We start from the raw sequence: 20,039 nt of genomic DNA, 5'->3' as shown, positions 1-20,039 counted from the left end.
GAAATGGTCCAGGATTTACCTCTGGGCCATTTCTGGGTTTTGGGCATCGAAGCGCTCACGGGCCTGCTGGATGTCTGTGCGATGGGACTGCGCCCAGTCAAAAATGCCTTTCACAGGCCCGATCAGGGTGTGCCCCAGTTCGGTCAGCTGGTATTCCACACTGGGCGGGTTGGTGGGGTAAACGGTGCGCTGGACCAGCCCGTCCCGTTCCAGGTTTCTGAGGGTCAGGGTCAGCATGCGCTGGGAGACCCCATCGATGCTGCGTTTCAGCTTATTGAAGCGCAGGGGTCCCTGGTAAAGCTGACCGATGGCACACAAACTCCACTTGTCGCCAATGCGGCTCAGCACCTCCAGCAAACTGGGGCACTGCGGAGAGGCATGAAGGTCTGTCAGAGGTGTGGAAGTTTCAACAAAGGATTCAGCAGGGGTTTCAGGGCTGTCACCAGGGAACATGGATGTGCCTCCTTGTCAGGCTTGATGCCAGTCATCATACTGTACCTGGGAACAAAAAGTAACCACCCCTGGAGGTTTCACATGTCCATCCAACCCCCCCTCAAAACCGCCCTGGTCACCGGAGGCACCTCTGGCATTGGTCGGGCCACCGCAGAAGGACTGGCCCGCAATGGCTTTCAGGTGATCCTGACCGGCAGAGAAAGAAGCCGCGCCGAAGAAACTGTAAAACAGCTGCAGCAGCATACCAGAAACCCGCACATCTCTTACCTGCTGGCAGACCTGAGCCTCACCTCGGAAGTGCAAAGGCTGGGTGCAGAGGTCCTGAACCGCCACAACACACTGGATGTTCTCATCAACAACGCCGGGGGCAATTTTTCCACCCGTCAGGTCACCCCGGAAGGCTTTGAATCCACCTGGGCGCTCAACCATCTGGCTTACGCTGGACTGACTTTCAAATTGCTGCCTTTGTTGCAGCAAGGCTCCCACAAGCGCATCGTCAATGTGGCCTCCGGGTGGTATGCCCGCAACCTGCCCTGGTTTGATTTGCAGGGCGAAAAGCGCTACAACGTGGGGCTGGCTTATGTGCAGTCCAAACTCGCCAACATCCTGTTCACCTATGCGCTGGCCCGGCGTTTGCAGGGCACCGGCATCACCGTCAATGCCGTCAATCCGGGCATTGTGGACACCGGCATCGGGCGCAACAACACCGGAGTGGTGCGCTTTCTGCACACCGTGCTGATGAAACCCCTCAAGCGCACTCCGGAGCAGGGAGCTTACCCATCCTTGCACCTCGCCACTGCAGCAGAAGTGGCCGGTCTGACCGGGCAGTTCTTCGACAAAACCCAGTTCAGAAGAACCGCAGCTTTCACGTATGACCTGGCCCTGCAAGACCGCCTGTGGCAGGTGGCCCTGGAGCATCTGGGCTTGCAGGAAGCGGAGATGGCTGATTTTCTGGCAGGCAACATCCAGCCTGTTCAGAAAAGAACGGGCAAGCCAGCAACTGCTTAACTGATATTTGCACTGTGCTCTGTGTTGCAACAAAGGGTGCTTTCAACACTTTTTGAGGTGCAGCAGCCCCTGTGAAACCTATCCAGGGAAAGCCGTTTGGAACATGATGCAGGGTGTGTTTTACAAGAGGGGAAGCATCAAGAATGTGCACTGTCCAGTACCTGTATTCAGGTGACCTTTTGAGCTTCATCCATCACCCAGATCAGCTTCTCTCACTTCACCAGGCCTTCAATCTTCGGCAGCAGATTCTCTCCAGTCTGTTTGGTGACCAGGACGATTTTGTTGATGGTGCAGGTCAAAATCAGGGCTTCAAGGATCGTTTCTCTGGCATTTCCAGCGGTCCAGGTGGCACCTGGAACCCATGATCCGGGCATCCTGTGGTGCCCCATTTCGCAGTTACACCACAGACCATCCATTCAGATTCACAGGTCAACCAGCTGGTTTTTGGGCCGTAGCCATCTGGACCCTCCCGACCAAAGCAAGTTACCCGCCACACCCACTCACCATCCTGGGGATCCAGGATCCTCTCAGCAAACAACCGGAAAAATGGACTTCACGTCCCTACCCTTTGAAACTTCTGGGTGATCGTCATGTTCTTTAGAAAGGCAGGGTTGATTTCAGCCCATTCGTGCACCTGCAGTGCCTTTATTCCTGGGTGGAATCGTCTTTGTTGGCCGCCAGCAATCCAAGAATGCGAGCCTGCCCAGCCGCATTCACATCAGGATGCTCCAGGGCCTGCTGATCCCACATCAACTCGTCGGTGCCATCGCTGGAGATGCGCTCCACACCCAGACCTTGCTCATGGCGTTCTTGAACGACTTTGCTGAGGCTGTGAATTTTCTTCATCTGTTTCTCCTGCTTTCAGGACAGGCTGCAGCGTGGCATCTCAGGCCACGGGTCCGCTGATCTTTGTAGCTCAACCGAAGGTAAACACAAGCTCTCAAGACAGAAACTTAAAATGATGACTGGGCCCCAAACCCATTTGACCACAAAAACCTTCGCCTGTAGGTGCGAAGGAACCTCTACTCACCTTCGCCACCAACCTGGCCTGCAAGCCTACGAACCGCTCCCTGCCCGCACCCTCGCCAGCCATCTTGGAGCCGAGTTCTTCACCCCCGAATCTCCTCACCACTCTACAAGAAGACCCCGGAAAACACCTGCCAGTGGTCTGCCCTGTTGGTCTCCCATGAGCCTCCCTTGATCCTTCATCGCCCCCACCATTCCCCGCAGCATCATGCACGAACCCACCCACCTCCTGCTCAAACGCCTTCCAACCACCCCAACCAGAAACACGAAAAAGAAGCCCAGAAAATCGGTGCCTGTCTGCCACTCCCCAGGCACGCCCTGCTCTGGGCCACCCTGCAAAACATGTCCCTGCAGGCCATTGCAGACCGTTGTATGTGCAGCATTGAGCTGGTTTACTTTCGCTGCAACCTCACCAGGATCCACCCAGAGTAAACAACAGAAGCGACAGGATACGACACCACGAGCAGTTTCAGCCACAGAGCACTCACCCAGGACATTCTCTAAAGGCAAAAACGACCACTCTCTCAGGGAATTCCCTGACCTGCAGGGAAAAATCGCAATCAGATGTAGGCACAACCTTCAACTTCACCCTGGGCCCTGTGGCTTGATCAGCCCCCCATACGGGACATGATCGATGTACCAAAGCTCACATCCAATAGCGGTTTTCAGACCAGAGAAGGGTGTTCACTTGCCCGTGTACCAGCCACCCCAGACTGGAAGACCCATGATCTCGCCCTTCTTTCCAAACCCCTCTAGAACAATCTGGCAAATCACCCGGGTTGCTCGCCTTTCAGAAGAACCCTGAGCTGTTCAATGAAACCCGTCATCTCCAGGCGTCCTTCTACTAAGGTGGCCTTTGGTGCAATTCCTTTAAGTCCACGCGTGCCAGGTGGGACTTCAGCCCGATGATCAAGCCAGATTTCAGCTGCTGGTGCTGCTCCTGCGGGGGTTTGCAAATCGAGGTCAGCCTTGGCACGGGTTCAGGAGGCTGGATTCTTCACCAGTTGCATCAGGATGCTGGGGTCCTGAATCAGGTGGTCCCGGGCCAGCAAAAGCACTTTGGAGATCACCTCTGCCGTTTTGGGGTCTCCTTCCATGAACGGCAAGAAGACGCGTCCCTGCTGCTGAACTGGCACCGGTACAATGCACACGGCCCCTCCGGGCTGGCGGTGCACGGTGGCCGACCCCAGGTGCACCGTGTACTTGCCATGGTGCCCCTGAATGGTGGCATGCTTTGCATCCACCTGCACATTGTGGAGGCGAAGCAGAAGGAGCGTTTCCCTGAGCAGATCGCCCCGCATCTGCATTGTGGGCACCCCGATTTCAGGTTCCACCCTTCCTGCGTGGGCAATGCTGACCACCAGGTCCACGTCGCGCAGGGTTTCACTGAAAAGTCTGGGAGGCACATGGTCCAGCAACAGGGGTTCCGGGCATCCCCAGGGGTCCTGCACCGTAAACCACACCTCTCCGGTGATCTTTTGTGGTCCCATCAGGGTGGCCCCGTGCCTTTCCTCAAGTTCCAGCCAGGCACTGATGCCCTCATCCACAAAGGTTTTGCGATAGCCCTGGTCTGGGATGCTGACCCAGTTGCGACCTTGCAGCAAAGCCCTGGCCTGATCAGGTTTCACCTGCTGACCAGCGAAGCGGCCACTGCGCTCCTGACCTTGCTCTGCAGGGGTCAGCAGGTAAAGTTCACGGAACACCTGCTTGAAAGGCTGCTGCAGCTCTTGCTGAAACAGCCACTGCTGCCATGCCCGCCATCCTCCAGATTGCAGCAGGTCATGGGGATGCGCAATGCGCCAGGCATCATCCACCTGCACAGGATTGCCGTGCAGGTCCCTGGCCCCACCCGCTCCAAACACCGCCAGGCTCTGCCCTGCTCCAATCCACACCAGGCTGCGCAGCAACGGCCCCAGAGACGGATGCAAGGTGAGGGCAGAGATCTGCTTTCCGGGGAAAAAATCACCCCGCAGCATGGCTTTCTCCAGGGCCAGTCGGGTGCGGCTGCGCTGTTCTTTCAGGTCTTCCAGGGCCTCCAGGATTTCGGCCACTTCGGGACGTTTGCGCAGGGCGGCTGGGATGGCTTTGAGCACCTTGCCGTTTTTCTCGGTTTCGATGAAAGGGGTGCCGTCCGGCTTCACCTGCAAGGTGAGGGTGACCCCATCGTGGACGCGTTGCAGGCCTGTCAGGTGGTCTGCTGCCTGAACCTCCAGATGCCACATCAGGTGCTCTGCGTCCAGGAAACCCGACAACCGGGCAAGGTTTTGCAGGGCCATTCGCACAGCCTGCCCCTCGCTGGCCTGCTTTTGTGCCCCGAACTGGCGGCTTGCTTTGAGGAAGCGCTGCAACACCCCGTACCGTGAGAGCAACTGGGACGGTGACGTCACAGGCAACAGGCCGAGCGCACGCACGGCGTTCTGGTCCCGCTTTTCCTCAATGGCCGCCTGCACCTCTTCGAGGGTGGCCTGCCCCATCAAAGCCCGGGCGTACAGTTCGGCCCGTTTGCGGGCGGTGGTGGCCGACAGGTACAGGGTGGCTTTCTGCAACCGGGAAAAACGCTCTTCTCCCAGCTGTCCCAGCACCTGCCTGAACCACTGCACGTCCACCCCGCCCAGCAACAGTTCTTCTGCAGTCAGCGAGGTGCGCTGTGCCACCTCGGCTTCCCAGTGTTCACGGGCCTGGTGGTCGGAGAAACTGGTGTTTTCCTGGGTGTGGGCATGCAGCCAGTACACCGCACTGGCCAGACCTGTCCAGAGGAGGTGCTTTTCGACAAACATGGCCCACTGGGGGGCATACACCGCAAGTTCCAGAAGACGGTCTGAAGAAAGCCTGTGCTGTGCCACCAAATGACCGAACTGCTCCGGGGTGTCCTGGGGAGCCGGAAAAGACACCCGGATCAGGCGGCTGAACACCGCCGCTTTGCTGTCTGCGGAATGTTTTTGCACTTTTCCACGCACCATGGGGGTTTTGCCCAGCAGAGAGAGCATTTTCAGGGTGTGCCGGGCCCCTTCAATGGTCTGCAGGTTCAGGGCCAGAGGGGTGGCCACCGTGGGCGGTTCACTGCGCGCGGTTTCCACTTCCAGGATGCGGTCTTGCAGCCTGAGCACCAGCGCACGCAGCACCTGATCTTGTGGGGTTTGTGAGGGGTGTTTGGGCCGAGTGGTCAGTGCACCCAGCGCATGGTACCAGCTGCCCTCCTGTTGAAAGGCCAGACGCAACAGGTCGTTTTCGGTGGCCAGACCCTGTTTCCAGGCCCGAAAAGCCAGGGGCAAGTCCTGAGGCACCCAGGGGCCAGGCCAGCACAACAGCTTCCAGAGCCTCTCAACCTGCGTCTCAGTGAGGGTGGCTGCACGAAAATCCAGGGCGTGCAGGTGCCGCTGGTAATCCGCGTGCACCCACCGTGGGTTGGTCCACACCTTTTCACCCGTGGAATGGCCTTCCTGACGCCTGGGTTGAATCAGCTGCAGGTGGCTTTCCAGAGCATCCAGCAGGAATTCTGACCCAGAGGGGTGCAGGCCTTCTTCCATCAACCCCCGGAACAGGCGGCTCAGAAAGTCTTTCCTGGTTTGCAGGTGTTCCAGACGGGGCAGGCTGGAAAGCAGAACTGCAGGGGGATGGTAAGTTGCCTCGTGATGGGTCAAAACCTCGAACATCCACAGCAGCTGGGTGAGGTCATGGTCTTGCGGCTCTGGACGGTCTTGCCACCACTGCTCCACCAGTCCTGAGAGGGCCAGCGCCACGGATTCTGTGCCAAAGACATTCCTGTCCCTTTCCAGGATGTGCCTGAGGGGAAGCATTTGCTCTCCATCGTAGGTGTGCATCTGGAACAGGGTGTGCTGGCGCTCCAGCAGCAGGGCATCAAGGGCCAGCAGGTGGTCATACAGCCGCCTGCTGGCGTAATCCCGCTCCACCCAGTGGGGTTCTCTGGGGACTGGAAAGGCATGCACATCCAAAAGTCCCAGACCATTTTCCAGGGTGTAGGTGGGGGCCGCCTCCTGGAAAAGCTGGAACAACTGTGCCTCTGCGGCATTGATGGGGGTGAAGTCTTTTCTGAGGTCTTGCAGCAACGCCAGCACACCCAGGGCCTTCTGGTGCTGCGGGAAAAGGGCTTGCAGCACCTGCAATCCAGCCTGACGCATGTCTGTTTTGCTGTGCTGGATCAGACGCCGCACCGAACCCAGGGCCTTTTCCAGTGGCTGCAGGGCCAGCAGGGTCAGGGTTCGTTTGCGCAGTTCTGCGGTTTTGCGGAGAAAAAGTTGCTCCAGGTGTTGCAGGTCAGCGTCGCTGAGCACAAGCTTTTCCAGCAGCCTGAAGGCCGGTTTGCGCTGGCGCTCTTCTGCCTCACCCAGGAAAGCAATCAGGGCACTGCGTGCCCCCGCATGTTCTGGCTGGGTTTGCAAAACGCTGGTGAGGGTGAGCAATATTTTCCAGCTGGGCATGTGTGCGAGGTGGGGCAGCAGGGCAGTTTGGGGCCTGTCGGCCAGCACCTCAGACAGCAAGGAGACAGCGGGTTCCCTGGGCCAGACCATGCCATCCCAGCCCCACAACAGGGGTTGATGTTGCAGCGTTTCAGGCAGACGGGGGATCAGGAGGGCAACCTGGTCAAAGAGCCCTTCAAAGTTTCCAAAGTGGGCTGGATTGCGGGTTCGGGGCAACCCATCATGGCTGTTCTGGAGGGTGCTGAGCAGGCCCACCGTGCAGATGCGCAAATCCACATCTTCAAGCAACACAGGGACGAATTTCAGGAAGTCCGTGAGGCGGGTGGCCTGCATCACCAGTGCAGCAGCGTAACGGCGTTCGGTCTGTGCGTCCTGGAGCAAAAGGGCTCCCCGTTCCAGGCAGAGGCAGGCGTCTTGCATGGCAGTGGCCCACAGGGCCATGAAGACCTGCTGTCCATTTCCCTCTGCCAGCCATGCCTCGACCGTCCCGGGATCTTCCAGGGCTTCCAGCAGCATTTTGAGTTGTTGCTTGAGCACCTGCAGGTCTGGGGGACCCTGCTTCCAGAGCAGCCATCCGCCCAGCGTTCCAGCCAGATCAGGCCACGCCAGCAGGCCATGCTGCAAGACAAATCTGAGCAGCCTGAGCAGCACCGCCAGGGGGGCTTCCAGCAGGTGCTGCAAGAAAACCTGACGCAATCCTTCTTGCTTTTCCAGCAGGCCCAGCAAACGCTCCACCTCGCCCCAGGCATCCCTGCTTTCGCTGCTCAGCAAAGCAGCGATGGCATGGCGGCCCCGCATGCTCCACAGCAGATCAGAAGTGGTGGCTTCATGCAAGGCTGCCAGCACCTGCTGGTTCCCCTGCTCAATGGCAACCGCCAGCAAGGAACCCAGGCCACCCGTGAAATGAGGGGAGACGCGGTCACTCCACTGGGCAAGCCACACCAGGTCTGGTGGGCAGATGCGGGTGAGGGTCCAGACCCACTGCAACCAGCGGGCTGCGTGCGCCCTGGCCAGTGGATGACCAGGAGCATGAAACGCTTTTTGTGCACTTCCCCTGCGGTTTTGCGGCCTGGACCAGGCGGCCTGTGCGGTGTCAGGAAAACCTGGGAACAACAGGGCAAAGAGGCTCCTGCGTTCTTCAGGGGTCAGGGCCTCCATCTGATCGTGCAACAAGACATATTCCTGGTCGCGGGCTTCTGCAAGCTCTGCCCTGTGCATCTCCCGGCGGTCGGCCCTTTCTTCGAGTAGCAGGGCAACCTGTGCTGCTTTGGAAGAGAGCAGCATCACCCCTGCCCGGAAAGCCTCCCGCCACTCCACTTGCTGGAACCCATGTTCCAGTGGCACCTCAGACCGCCACTCTGGTGGGGAGACCCCCATAGGTCCCAGCCAAAAACGAAAAAGCAGCTTCAATGACTTGCGCAAGGTCAAATTTTACAGGCATCGGTGGGGCAGGCTGCATCATGGTAGATCCCAGCTTATTCTGTTTACAACATATTTTGAAGTCCCTCGGGGTTCGCCTGGTCGGAGATTCTGGACCCAGAACCGGCAAATCCCCATCAGGCAGGTTCTGTGGCTGCAAAGCACCATTGTGGTGAGGGTGCGCTGCACCCTCACCCGGACAGCCTTCTCAACCCGTTGTTTCCCTGCCACCCATTGAGGGTGCCAGCATGACCGCTTTTGTGGTCCCACCTGTTGAAGATGCAGGAATCCAGTCACCATGCATCAGCGAAACATCTCCGTTAAGATCAAGTCAGCATTCCCCAACAGCTTGCTGTTCAAAATGGAGGTTTGATGAAACATTGGATTGTGGTGGCCCTGTTTTTGTGGTTGAGCGGCGCATCTGCCCAGCAAAACAAATTGCTGACCAGCGTCAAAACCATGCAATACGATGACTCCAGTTTTTGCGATGCGCAATTCGAATACCTCTGGGAGCCTGTGCTGCTGAAGCACGGCCATTACAACGCTTTTCCCGACCTGCTGCACTTCCATCCCGATGTGCCTCTGGAAGCCCTGGTGAGCATGGAAAATGCAACGGATCAGCTGCCAGAGCCCATGAAAAACCTCAATGCACTGGCTTTGAAGGTGCAGGGGGTTCCTCATGGGACTGCGGCAACCCTGAACCTGCAGTTGCCCACAGATTGCACTGCCAATTTGATGGTCCGGGCCTACCACACGGTGAGTGGGCGCTTGCTGACCACCCGGGTGTCCTGGTCTCAGGACGCCACTTTTCAGAAAAAGGGCCCTGATGGGGAGGTGGGCCTGGTGCACTTTGAAATTCCCGACCTCTCCCAGGATGTGCTGCTCACCTGGGGGTTCCGCTCGCAGTTCGCCCAGGCAAAAACACACCAGAAATCCATTGCTGCGGACACCCAGACCATCTTTTTTGCAGGCAGGCAACAGGTGTGGCTGCAGCACCCGCCGAAAACCCCTCTTTCACTCAAGTGGTCCTCCACTTCCTCCAAAGTGGCCTTGCCGGAACAACTGGCTCCATATGCCCTTTCGCCCATCTACAGCTTTTCTGTGCAACATGAGGCTGATGAAGCAAATGTTGCTGAAGAAAGCAGCCTTGACCCGGATGTGTTCTTGCACCTGCAGGTGCCGCAGACCCTCTCTCTGAAAGAGGTGAGCCTGTGGGCCCCTTACTGCAGCATCTGGGGAGAAGGCTGTGGCTGGGCCATGCTGCAGGCAAACGCAGACACCGCAAAGCACCAGCTGGTGGTTCCACTGATGTCCGCATCCCTGAAATTCGTTTTGCTCAAATTGCCCCCTGCATTTTTACAGGAGCATTATGGGCACCACGTGCTGGTTCCAGCCTCAACGGTTTCCCGACAGCTGGGAGAAGCACTTCAAGCAGGAACGGACGGCCTGGAACTGAGGGATGAGAACCAGCAGCTGACGGAGGTGACCTTCACCAAAGCAGACCTGCCACGCTCCCCCTTCTTTGACCCGGACACCATCTGGGTGTACCAGATTGCTGCGAAGGGCAAACCGGACCGGAGAAGTGACTTCCGGGTGTACTTTGATGTGCCCTCGGGGGTTACCCTGTCTTGCCTGTCGCTGTTCGTGCTGGAAGATTCACGAGACGTGATGGACTACCCGGGACCTGAACAGCAATACTTGCCTTTCCCGTGGGACATCCAGTACGACAGCGTTCGACAACAGCCTTACTTCATCATCTATGACACCATTGTCTGGTCAGGTTGGGTGGTGGGCCTGGAGAGAAGCTGGGAACCTGCTTGCAGAAAGCCCTGACTCCAGGGGTTGAGAGGTTCGGGTTGCTCCAGATGTTGAAAGCGTGCTGCAGACCGAAAGGACCAGGGTCCGGGCTTGATGGTCGGCTAAATTGAAGAACAGGTCAAGTCCACAGCGACATCCCTGCAATGATCCTGCTGCATTTTTGTTGACTCCAGGTTGAGCCGTCAGAACAGAAGTCAGACCGTAAGAAAACATTGCAGGGTTTAAACTTCAAGCCGTCCAGATGGCCACAGGGCCCGGCATGACCGCCACCAGGGTGGCAGCAGACCTGGGCATCTCCACCCAAATCATGTGCCGCTGGATCAAAAAGCACCAGGAAGCCCAGAAGCGTGGTCGGCCAGTCTTCAGGGGCAGGGGCGTTCCAGCCTGACTGAACAGGAAAAACACATCCGAGAGCTGGGTCTGACACCGGGGTCAGGACCCTTCAAGTTCCTTCTGCTTCTCAGTCAGGGCATTTCCCCCGAAAGGGAAATGCCCTGGGAGCGGACTGCTTTGCGTCTCTGGGCCCGCTCCGCAGCCTGCTGTTTGCTTTTCTGCCGGTGGCACACGGTGCAGAGGGTTTGCAGGTTTTCCAGTCCGCACTCCCCTCCCCCCTGTTCCACTGCGATGATGTGGTCCATCTGCCAGCCCATCTCACCAGGGTCACTCAGGCCGTACCTGGGCAGGATGTCGAGAAGGTGCTGTTTCAGGTGGTCCCGTAAGACCACCCTGGTGAGTGTTCCTCGCCTGAGTCGGCGCTCTTTTTGCAGTTCCCGGGCGATCTGGTTGTCCCGGCCCTGGGCCTCCACCCCGCACTGCACGCACACCCCCCGGTCCCGCTCGAGCACCTTTTTGCGGGCAAAAGACGGCATCGAGCGGACCAGCCACGCTTCATTGCAGGCTACGGAGCACCAGCTCCTCTGGCGGCCGGTCAAACTGCCTCCGCACCAGCGGCACACCCGCTGGCCCTGCGCGTCAAAGCGCTCCAGTGGTAGTTCGGAGGTGGGGGTGAAACGCCTGTACCCTCTGGGTTTTTGCAGGTGGGCTTCCAGCTGTTCACGCTGCTTCTTTTTTTTCTGTTTTGATTGGGGTTTCTTCACCCGAAGTTCGGGGGGAAGTCGGGCTTTTCTCAACGGCAATCCCCAGTTCCGTTGAGCACAAGAGTGGCCTTAACTGAACACGGTGGCAGGAGGACATCCGGTTTCCCCTTGATGCCCTGAGAACCACCAGGCACTCCTCTGGTCCGGCGTGAGGGCGTCCTTGAGGAGGTCAGATCTTCGGTTTCCTCATGGGTCAGGTCAGGCAAGAGGGACGGGGGGATCACGTCCTCAAGAATACCGCAGGAAAAGCCAGACCTCAGGTGGCCAGTGGGGACAAACCTGATTGGACGCCTTCAGGAAAAACAGGGGTAAAATGAGGGCCACATGGTCCTTCTCCGGGCACTCTGGGACCAGCTTCCGGGAGCAGACAGTTCGACCCATTTCCCCTGATGTGGGTGCTCTGGCCCCCTGCAAAAATAGAAAGGTGAAGTCTGGTCTTCCAGGTAAGATGAAGTCATGCACTGGGTGGACACGGACATCCAGACCTTGCTGGAAAAGGGACCGCTGCAGATGCTTTGATGCTGGACTGGCTGCACGCTGGCGTCCACGTGCAGCTCAATGAATTCCCCCAGGAGGACCCTTTCTTTTTGCCCTGCTGCTCCGGCGAGAAATGGCCTGGTTGAGCCTGTCTCCGGGCATCTGAAGCCAAATCTCGCTGAGGTCCCGTACAGGCATTCAATTCAAGGGTTCTGTGTGTGGAAGAAGAGGAGTTGCGTCAATGGATGCACCCGAAGTGCACTGCGGGGACTTCAGGGTGTTTTGACATGCAGGTGTAGGTCAAATGAAAGTTGAGCCCAAGTCCTGGGCTGGAGAGGCCCCTATGACCAGGTCTCCTTTTGAGGTGCTGGGCGTTCCAGAGACCGCCACCTTGCAAGACATCAAGACCGCTTACCGCCAGAAGGTCAAAACCCACCACCCGGATCGGGACAAAACCCCCGGGGCGTCTTTGCGGTTCCAGGAAATCCAGCAGGCCTATGAGTGGCTGCGTGACCCGGCCCGCAAAACCCGGCCCAGGCCGCAAGGCAAAGCTTCCCCTTCCGTCCAGCAGGTCATTTTTTTGCGTTGCGAGGTGTGCCAGTGCACCAGCCCTCACCTGCGGCTGCTGGAACTCAGACAACCCACCTGGAACAGAGAAAGTTTCTACCGGGAAAAAGACCAGCATTTGTTGTGCCCGGATTGCGCGAAACGCAAGGTGCGGCAGCTGAACGGTCAGTGGGCGCTGGGGGCCACCCTGACTTTACCCGTGGGTTTTTTCCTGCCGCTGTTGCTCCTTTATGTCCTGTACCAGATGCTCTGCAACACCCTGTGGGCGTTCGTACCCAGAGAGATCAACTACCAGGTGCTCAAGCACAACATCCTCAGTTACCTGCAAACCCAGCAACTTGCTGAAGCTTACCTGGCGGCCCAAGCTGCTGTGGCTTATGCTCCGGATGACGTGGAGAAACGCTGGTTGGTGCAAACCCTGATTTCCCTGCGTGAAACACTTCCCCGTGTGCGCCCACACAACCCCTGAAAGGACCACTGGAATGTGCTGCTCGACGATGAAGGCCTGCACCCCTTCCTGTGGTTTCTGGGTGTGGGGCTTGTGGTGGTGGTGCTGCGCCTGCAACTGCTCTGAACAGCGATTGATCTTAGTGACCTGCGCAAAAAGACCTCACCTGAAACTGGCAGCCAGGTCGTCTTACACTGAGGCATGACCACGCCCTGGGAAGCCCATCAACGCGCCCTACAGGAAGCTCAATTGTGGTGTCAGGCTCGCATTGACCTGAATCATCCGGACTCCTTCCTGCGTTCTGCTGAACTTCGACCTCCAGATTATCCCCATAGATGGGGCTGGGGAGAACTGCATCCAGACTGGATTCAAAACCTGATTGATCAGCGAAGTGCTTTGTTAAAAGGTCTTCTCCTACAACAGGCTTCAGGAAGAATCTTGTGTTTTCAGGGACGACTGGAATTGGCCATGGGTGAAGGCGCATCTGCATCGAAAGGCGTCATCGATGACAACTATCTGCCCCCCTGGGACACCTGGTTTGCATTTCTCTCTCAACTGCCAGAGGCTCGACTTCTGCTGGCATGGATTCCTGAAGCATTGTCGGAATGGGTCCAGGGGGCCATTGAGGTGGGAGCCAACCACCCCATTGAATGGTTGGATGTGGTGGTGACTGCAGAGGATCTTCAGCCTGGAGACGGCTGGCATGAAATCCAGGGAGAATTGCGCACCATCTGGCAACACATGTCTGCTTCAAATTCGTCTTGACTGCCTTCTGTGACACAGTCCTGGGCCAGACCCCAGAAAAGACCAGGTTGAGGAGGGGTAACCGCTTCACCCTTTGCCAGGCTAACTTTAGCTCTACTTTGAGTCCGGCAAGGGGCACGGGTGAAGGCTGACCCACCATCACTTTGGATCAGAAATTGACCGATACGTACTTCTTTGGCTCATTGATTCCTGCCTGGAGGCCCTGTAAAGCCTTCCCGCCGGACAGCTTTGGAAAAGCCAATGTGGCCAGGCACAAGCGGGTTTTGACGTCCAGAACCTGATGGATGGTAGTGCGGCAAAAAAGGCTTCAAGCCGATAAGAGAATTTTACCCTCTTGTGCCGCCACCTGCAGCGGAGTTTGATACTCCAGGGACGCATGAAGCCGCTCCGTGTTGTACCACAACTGAAATTTCTGCAACAGGGCTTTCAGCTCTGCTAAATTCTGAGGGTCATGACGAAACACCATTTCGTACTTCAACGTGCGATTGAGACGCTCCAGAATGCCCATCCCACCCTTCTGCGAGGTCCGACAACGTGTCCAATCACCGATCTCCTTGCAATGGGCCTGAAAGGGGGCACTGGTGAAGTCCGAGCCACCATCACTCTGAATCAGAAACGTGTTGTCTGACACGTACTTCTTTAGCTCACTGATCCCAGCCTTGAGGCTTTGCAAGGCATTGAAGCTGGACAGCTGAGGAAAGGCCATTGAAGCAAGGCACAAACGTGTTTTAACGTCCAGGACCTGATAGACCCAAACTTTACCGTCCTGAGGGAGTTGGATCATCGTGGCATCGATCTGCACCCTACGTCCCTGTGGCCACTTGCTCTCCGGTAAGGTTTCCACTTTGGGTTTGCGGCGTTTCCGGTGAGGAGCAGGATTTAACTTTTGCTGTCTGAGATAGTGTCGAATCCAATGTTCACCCACCTTTGAGCCCATTTTCACCGCTTGCTGGTATAGTTTGCGGTACCCGAAGGTGGGGTGCTGCCCCACCAGTTGGAGAACATGACTTTGAGCTTCGATCTTTTTCTGTTGACGGGCTTGGCGTTGACGTTCGCCACGCAAGAAATCCCGCAGCCGATGATAGGCCACCCCTGCCAGGCGGGCAAAATGCCGCAAGGTGACGGTGGGGTAATTCTGATACAGGACCGCCAGCTCCCCCACGTCTAGCGACCTCGCGCCTTTTTTGCAATATCCAGTTCCAGTTCTTTCTCGGCCAGCAAGCGTTTCAGGCGGTCATTCTCATTCTGCAAAGCTGCACTCGGCGTTTCATTTTTGTTGCCTGACAGGGCGCCCAGTCCAGCCTGCAGAAATTGTTCCTTGTCGGGTAGGTCAGGTCCCTTGCGGGACCTTTCCCCCCTCAGAACCACTCGTGTGAGTTTCCCCACAAGCGGCTCAAGCCTTCTTCCTCAGGTATCCCACCCGTTGATGCCATGCCTGATGACACCAGGGATGCACCAACACACGGTTTTCCAGTCCGTCACTTCCTCCCACAACTTTTGCAAGCACATGGTGATTGTGCATCACGCTGGCTTCGAGAGCCGCCTGACACAATGCACATTTCCCTTGCTGCCTGCTGAAGAGGATTCTGTGACTGGAACGACGTAGATCTGCCATTTCCCCTTTGTATCTTCGGTTCTTCCAATAACTGCGAAGACCTGGATTCAAAGGGCTGGCCTTGCCCTGTACTTTGACATACCGGGTGACTGGCACTTTAGTATGTCTTTGCAGCATCATGTCCCCTTCGTGAAACGTCCAATGCTGGGTGAAGTAGCGTTTTCGCACCCACCGCCCCGATTTCTTGGGGTGGCGGCGTTTCGCCCACCTCCACAGCATCAACCACATCAGGTAGTCCAATTTGTTAAAGGTCGACTTTGCTGCACTGAACCGGTAATAGTTGATCCATCCCCGAATCATCAAATTTAGCTTACGGATGATCTTTTCGGTCCTAGCCTGTTTGTTGTTCTTGAGATGGGACCTGATGTTGCTGACGTATTGTTTGACCTTTTCCTTTTGAGGGTAGGTCAGCACTGCCCTTTTGAAGCGCCGGATGGTGAAACCCAGAAAGTTAAAACCCTCATCCACATGGGTAATGCGGGTTTTGGCTTCACTGAATTCCAGACCTCTTTCTTTCAAGAAAGCCTGCAACTTGGGCATCACATAGTCCTCGATGCGTTCTTTGGAGGGTGCGGTCACAATAAAATCGTCGGCAAACCGTGTCACAGAGATCCCTTTGTTCAGTCCGCTTCGTCTGGCAGGAGAAATGTTGATTCCAGAGGGGTGTTCTGCTCCGAACAGGGCTTCCATGCCATGCAGGGCTATGTTGGCCAGCAAGGGTGATAGGGGACCGCCTTGTGGAGTGCCCTGTTCGGACTCCACTTTTTGGCCCCATTCGATCACCCCTGCTTTCAACCACCTGAAAATGACCGTTTTAAACACCGGGACCCGGTCCAAAATGGCCTGATGGTCGATCTGGTCGAAGCAGCTTCGAATGTCCGCGTCCAGGATCCATTCACTGCAACCTTTGCCGTTTAGCGTGATGTGGAGCTGGGTGATGGCATCCATGGTGTTTCGCCCGGGTCTAAAGCCGTAGGAGTTGGCCTCGAATTGGCTTTCCCATTCAGGCTCCAGGGCAAGTTTCACCAGGGTTTGCATCACCCGGTCTTTGACGGTGGGAATGCCCAGAGGCCGGGTTTTGCCCCCCGGCTTGGGAATCAACACCCGTTTCACAGGGAGAGGACGGTATGCCTTGAAGGACAAACCTGATTCCAGCAGTTCTTGCCGTGCTTCTGGTGTATCAGCCACCTTTCCGTCGATTCCTGGGGTGCGTTTTCCAGGGTTTTCCTGGGTCACCTTGCGGATGGCGAGCAGATGGGCTGAAGTGGAACGGATCAGGAGTTTTTGCAGGTTCTTAACCTGCCGCCACTCCTTTTGCTGAGTTGCCCGGAAAATCCTTTCCTGAATGCGCCTTACCGTCTGTTCCGTGGCAGTCCAATTGATGTTCTGCCACAGGATGTCTGGTCTGTCGGTCTGTTCAATGACAAGCATTGTCTAACGTCTCCTTCAGTGGGGGCGATTGAGAAGTTCAATTCCGTAGAAGACCAGTCAGAAGTCAGCACCCTTTCGGGTCGGGCATGGCCCTATCCAGTCGATTACAGTCTGGCATTCGCTTTTTCTGACCTCCTTTGCCCCCTGCACCATGAGCTTTCTTTACAGTTAGCGGACCACTTTCGTGGAGTGCATGGGGTTTACCCTGTTGATCGGAGAGGACTCAAACGTTAGAGGGAGGCTGCCACCTCTGACCCGGCAGGAGTTTGGGTATTGTTGCCCGTAAATGGACCGTGCAATCCTTCCTGCATACCGTTTTGGTTCTGGCGTATCAGCCCTTTTCGCCAGCCAATCTTTACGAGCCGTACAAACGGTGATTCACTTACGTTCAGCCTTCTCTAGCTCCCCCTGGTCTACCACAGCACCTGGGCTGGCTGTGGTCAGAACGTTGTCCCTGAAGCTTCACACCGTCAGTTACCTTTGGGCATGTTCAGGTAGGGGCATCTGAATACCACAGAGTCCGACTTTCGTCGGCATTCCTCACCGACCCTTTGCAGGTCGCACCCACTTGTACAATAGCGCCTCGCTGGCTTCATATCGCCGGGCAATGCTGGCTACGGATTCTTCGCCTTTGAGAACTTCGAGCACGATGGTCTGTTTGAGGTCTGCGGGCCAGTTTTTGCGTTGTTTCCCCATGAAAGTGCCTCCAGTATGCATTTCCTGTCGATTTCTCTTCAGGTTAGGCCATTTTTGGAAGTCTTTCTTGCCGCATTACCGAATGACTTATGGCGAAACGCAAGTTGACCGACGAACAGATCGTAGACCTCCTCAAGGAAGGCGAAAAAAGCGAGCTGAACACCGCAGAGCTGTGTCGCAAGTACAACATCAGCGAAGCCACCTACTACAACCTCAAAGCCAAATACCAGGGCACCAATACTGCCGAACTCAAGCGTTTAAAGCAGCTGGAACAGGAAAATGCCCGTTTACTGAAGCTGGTCGGCCAGCTCACCTTGGAGAACTCTGCGATCAAAGAGGTGCTGAAAAAAAAGTGGTGACGGTAGCCGACCAGCGGAAAGCGGCACAACTGCTGGTCGCAGAAGGCCTCAGTGAGCGTCGCTCAGCCCGTCTCTTGAACCTTCACCGCTCGATGCTGCGCTACCAGAGCCGCAAGGTCAGAGACGAGGTGCTGGAGAAGCGTCTGAGGGAACTTGCCGAGCTTTACCCGGTCTATGGCTATCGGAGAATGCACCAGGTGCTGCTCAGAGAAGGGATGGTGATCAATAAGAAGAAAGTCCAGCGTGTCTGGAGGGAGCTAGGTTTTCTTCGCTCTCAGAAGGTCTCCCCACGCAAGATCCGCACTGGAGCAACCCTGCCTGAAGCTGCCACTCAGCCCAATGAGGTGTGGTCGTACGACTTCATTTTCGACCGTACTGTGCGAGGTGAAACCCTGAAATTCCTGGTCCTGATCGATGAATTCACCAGGGAATGTCTCTCCCTGACGGTGAAAGCTAACTTCAGATCCATCGATGTGCAGGAGGTCCTCAGGTCGGTGATCCAGACCCGTGGCGCTCCTGACTTCCTGAGATCGGACAATGGCAGCGAGTTCATTGCTTCTGAGTTGAGGATTTTTCTCGGCCTGCTGGGCGTAGGGACCAGATACATTGAGCCTGGGAAACCCTGGCAGAATGGCAAAACGGAAAGTTTTAATGCCAGATTCCGAGAGGAGATCCCTCATCCTTGAGGCCCATTAAAACCACATCCTTTCTGAAATCACTCCTGATGAGGTCATTTTATCCTTTCAACCTGAAGGCTTTTTGCTGGTGAACTGTTCCAGCCACTTGTTACGATTGACTTCACTTCTGGGGGTCTGACGGATTTTCCTCAGACGCAGCACTTCTGTTTCGTCTGCCCACACTAGCCACTTGCCTTTTTCATTTCTCTTCGCCAGGACTTGCTCCATGGTGACCCAGCGATGCAAGGTGATTCCCGGCATGCCCAGCCAGGAAGCCAGATCTTTGAGTCTCCACCAGTGACCCAAAGGAACTGGCAGGCTCTGCTGTGTTCCCCCTACTTTTTGGGCACGTCGAATCAGGCTTCGGACAGCTGTGATATTCCACATCCGAATCCTTTTGGGAGGTCGAAAATCCGTCTCATTGAGCACATTGACCAGGTCTTTCACCAAAGTGCCTTGCTCAACATGTGCTTTCACTAACTTCATCAGGTCTGGGTAATAGCTCAGCTGTTCCAGTTTTGCAACAGGCTTAATGGTTGTCCCAGACGTTACCAAACCCCCCACCCATTGGATATCCACGCGGACCTGCTCTGATTTCTGCTGGACTTCCACGGTGACTTTCTGAACCACCTGTCTCAGAATGGCTTTGCGTTCCAGATCTGTGGTGGTGGTAGAAAACCACAATTGCGGAATGTCCTGACTGAGGTCTCGAATGCGCTGAAGGTCCTCAGAACTCAGCACTCTGGGTTGTGCAGCCTGAAAACGGTGGTATTCCTCCTTTAATTTCTGTTCTGCAGTTAGCTTTTCTTCCCACTCCCGTTCCAGAGTACGGGCCACCAGGCGGTTCTCAGGCTCCACCCGGTCATATTGCCTTCTACAACGTTCTGCTTCGAAGTGAGCCCGTTCCAGACGTTGCTGCCACAGTTTCTCCAGGTCCTTGCGATCCCGCTCTAAATGTTGCAAGGTGGTCAGAGAAACCTCCAGACTGGCGGGTTTTAAGGCTTCCAGCACCTGTTCGACCACCCAGCGATCAATGGGCTGCCCCACGCAGAATTGGCACACCGGCTCGGCATAGTCCATGTTCAGGCGGCTACAACCGTAGGAAAAGCATTTTTGGTTGTAGTGGGATTGCATTCGCTGACCACACTTTCCACAGAACACCAGTCCTGAAAGCAAAGCGGTACCAGCCCTGGGTGCGCCCTTGGTGAAACGACGCATCTGATTTTCGTGAAGCTGTTCCTGATGGTGCAAATACTCGTCCCAGGTGATATAGCTCGGAAAATGATCTGGAATAAAAGCATGCCAATTGGAGCGCTCTTGCACCACCTGTCCCGTGTAAGGTCGTCCCGCTTTTTGCCTGCGTGGATCTAATTTTTTGCGTCCATAACTGTAAGCACCCGCATAGATGGGGTGATGTAAGAGGTTGAGCAAGGTCATCCGATTGGGTCTCTGCCAGGTCAGTTCCTGGTCATGCTTTTTGCCAAGTCTTCGAACTGGCATTTGCAGGTCATGGTAAACCAGATATTTGAGGACCCCACTGACAGTGCCAATTTCCCTGAATTTTCTGAAGACCAGCCGGACCATGTGCTGGACCTGTTCATCTGGGTCCAGCACCACCTGACCTTTCAACAAATAATATCCGATGGGCAGGTGGGTTCTGAGTGAACTTGCAACCCTTTTGCACACCTGGAGAAGAAGGATTATCCTGACTGCCGATTCTCAAAATCCACAGGGGACAGGTGAC

Annotated in this window: 15 protein-coding genes; 7 read left to right on the top strand and 8 right to left on the bottom strand. The window is 56.2% G+C overall.

The window, feature by feature from the left end:
* Positions 1 to 15: 15 nt before the first annotated feature.
* On the bottom strand, positions 16 to 453 hold the full coding sequence (locus tag IEY52_RS24400) for a winged helix-turn-helix transcriptional regulator (RefSeq protein WP_189008544.1): 438 nt from the start codon (positions 451 to 453) through the stop codon (positions 16 to 18).
* An 81-nt stretch (positions 454 to 534) separates the two neighbouring features.
* On the opposite strand from IEY52_RS24400, the gene IEY52_RS24395 reads away from it, so the two are divergent.
* Entirely contained in the window at positions 535 to 1,461 is a 927-nt protein-coding gene (locus IEY52_RS24395) for an SDR family oxidoreductase (protein ID WP_189008541.1), read from the top strand.
* A 645-nt stretch (positions 1,462 to 2,106) separates the two neighbouring features.
* On the opposite strand, the gene IEY52_RS24390 is transcribed toward IEY52_RS24395, so the two are convergent.
* Positions 2,107 to 2,307 carry a hypothetical protein gene (locus tag IEY52_RS24390; RefSeq protein ID WP_189008538.1) on the bottom strand — a complete coding sequence of 67 codons (201 nt, stop codon included), beginning with the start codon at positions 2,305 to 2,307 and terminating at the stop codon, positions 2,107 to 2,109.
* Positions 2,308 to 3,467: 1,160 nt separating this feature from the next.
* Complete coding sequence (locus IEY52_RS24385) at positions 3,468 to 8,348, bottom strand: DUF4132 domain-containing protein (RefSeq protein WP_189008535.1); 4,881 nt, start codon at positions 8,346 to 8,348, stop codon at positions 3,468 to 3,470.
* 369 nt (positions 8,349 to 8,717) lie between these two features.
* Here IEY52_RS24385 and IEY52_RS24380 point away from each other — a divergent pair, with 369 nt between their 5' ends.
* Together IEY52_RS24380 and IEY52_RS24375 are read left to right on the top strand one after the other, a co-directional pair.
* A complete protein-coding gene (locus IEY52_RS24380) occupies positions 8,718 to 10,178 on the top strand; it encodes a hypothetical protein (protein ID WP_189008531.1) in 1,461 nt (486 codons plus the stop codon).
* A gap of 196 nt (positions 10,179 to 10,374) precedes the next feature.
* Positions 10,375 to 10,551, top strand: coding sequence for a transposase (locus tag IEY52_RS24375; RefSeq protein ID WP_268239762.1), 177 nt, complete (start codon positions 10,375 to 10,377; stop codon positions 10,549 to 10,551).
* A gap of 76 nt (positions 10,552 to 10,627) precedes the next feature.
* On the opposite strand, the gene IEY52_RS24370 is transcribed toward IEY52_RS24375, so the two are convergent.
* Complete coding sequence (locus IEY52_RS24370) at positions 10,628 to 11,293, bottom strand: HNH endonuclease signature motif containing protein (protein ID WP_189008525.1); 666 nt, start codon at positions 11,291 to 11,293, stop codon at positions 10,628 to 10,630.
* A gap of 787 nt (positions 11,294 to 12,080) precedes the next feature.
* On the opposite strand from IEY52_RS24370, the gene IEY52_RS24365 reads away from it, so the two are divergent.
* Entirely contained in the window at positions 12,081 to 12,773 is a 693-nt protein-coding gene (locus IEY52_RS24365) for a J domain-containing protein (RefSeq protein ID WP_189008522.1), read from the top strand.
* Between the two features lie 447 nt (positions 12,774 to 13,220).
* Positions 13,221 to 13,517, top strand: a complete 297-nt coding sequence (locus IEY52_RS24360) for a hypothetical protein (protein WP_189008519.1) — start codon at positions 13,221 to 13,223, stop codon at positions 13,515 to 13,517.
* A gap of 307 nt (positions 13,518 to 13,824) precedes the next feature.
* Here the strand turns inward: IEY52_RS24360 and IEY52_RS24355 are convergent, their stop codons facing one another.
* The 3 genes from IEY52_RS24355 to IEY52_RS24345 all read right to left on the bottom strand — a co-directional run bounded on the left by IEY52_RS24355 (position 13,825) and on the right by IEY52_RS24345 (position 17,259).
* Positions 13,825 to 14,679, bottom strand: a complete 855-nt coding sequence (locus IEY52_RS24355) for an integrase core domain-containing protein (RefSeq protein WP_189008516.1) — start codon at positions 14,677 to 14,679, stop codon at positions 13,825 to 13,827.
* Between the two features lie 231 nt (positions 14,680 to 14,910).
* Positions 14,911 to 16,563 (bottom strand): group II intron reverse transcriptase/maturase, encoded by a 1,653-nt coding sequence (gene ltrA, locus IEY52_RS24350; RefSeq protein ID WP_189008512.1) that lies wholly within the window; start codon positions 16,561 to 16,563, stop codon positions 14,911 to 14,913.
* Positions 16,564 to 17,103: 540 nt separating this feature from the next.
* Positions 17,104 to 17,259 (bottom strand): transposase, encoded by a 156-nt coding sequence (locus IEY52_RS24345; RefSeq protein ID WP_189008509.1) that lies wholly within the window; start codon positions 17,257 to 17,259, stop codon positions 17,104 to 17,106.
* A gap of 89 nt (positions 17,260 to 17,348) precedes the next feature.
* On the opposite strand from IEY52_RS24345, the gene IEY52_RS24340 reads away from it, so the two are divergent.
* Both IEY52_RS24340 and IEY52_RS24335 read left to right on the top strand, forming a co-directional pair.
* Entirely contained in the window at positions 17,349 to 17,618 is a 270-nt protein-coding gene (locus tag IEY52_RS24340; protein WP_189008506.1) for a transposase, read from the top strand.
* The gene (locus tag IEY52_RS24335; protein WP_189008503.1) at positions 17,615 to 18,304 is read left to right on the top strand and encodes an IS3 family transposase; all 690 of its coding nucleotides are present in this window, start codon (positions 17,615 to 17,617) and stop codon (positions 18,302 to 18,304) included. Before IEY52_RS24340 ends, IEY52_RS24335 begins: the two co-directional genes overlap by 4 nt.
* A gap of 57 nt (positions 18,305 to 18,361) precedes the next feature.
* Here the strand turns inward: IEY52_RS24335 and IEY52_RS24330 are convergent, their stop codons facing one another.
* On the bottom strand, positions 18,362 to 19,879 hold the full coding sequence (locus tag IEY52_RS24330) for a recombinase family protein (RefSeq protein WP_189008500.1): 1,518 nt from the start codon (positions 19,877 to 19,879) through the stop codon (positions 18,362 to 18,364).
* Between the last annotated feature and the right edge of the window lie 160 nt (positions 19,880 to 20,039).

It is taken from the genome of Deinococcus roseus (assembly GCF_014646895.1).
Taxonomy (GTDB): domain Bacteria; phylum Deinococcota; class Deinococci; order Deinococcales; family Deinococcaceae; genus Deinococcus_C; species Deinococcus_C roseus.
The sequence above is the reverse complement of the archived record's forward strand: the minus strand, read 5'-3'. Positions and strand labels throughout refer to the sequence as shown.

Coding starts and splice junctions, on each gene's coding strand:
- IEY52_RS24365 (WP_189008522.1), top strand. CDS start 12,081: ATGACCAGGTCTCCTTTTGAGGTGCTGGGCGTTCCAGAGACCGCCACC.
- IEY52_RS24360 (WP_189008519.1), top strand. CDS start 13,221: ATGGGTGAAGGCGCATCTGCATCGAAAGGCGTCATCGATGACAACTAT.
- IEY52_RS24395 (WP_189008541.1), top strand. CDS start 535: ATGTCCATCCAACCCCCCCTCAAAACCGCCCTGGTCACCGGAGGCACC.
- IEY52_RS24340 (WP_189008506.1), top strand. CDS start 17,349: ATGGCGAAACGCAAGTTGACCGACGAACAGATCGTAGACCTCCTCAAG.
- ltrA (WP_189008512.1), bottom strand. CDS start 16,563: ATGCTTGTCATTGAACAGACCGACAGACCAGACATCCTGTGGCAGAAC.
- IEY52_RS24330 (WP_189008500.1), bottom strand. CDS start 19,879: ATGGTCCGGCTGGTCTTCAGAAAATTCAGGGAAATTGGCACTGTCAGT.
- IEY52_RS24380 (WP_189008531.1), top strand. CDS start 8,718: ATGAAACATTGGATTGTGGTGGCCCTGTTTTTGTGGTTGAGCGGCGCA.
- IEY52_RS24390 (WP_189008538.1), bottom strand. CDS start 2,307: ATGAAGAAAATTCACAGCCTCAGCAAAGTCGTTCAAGAACGCCATGAG.
- IEY52_RS24400 (WP_189008544.1), bottom strand. CDS start 453: ATGTTCCCTGGTGACAGCCCTGAAACCCCTGCTGAATCCTTTGTTGAA.
- IEY52_RS24345 (WP_189008509.1), bottom strand. CDS start 17,259: ATGGGGAAACAACGCAAAAACTGGCCCGCAGACCTCAAACAGACCATC.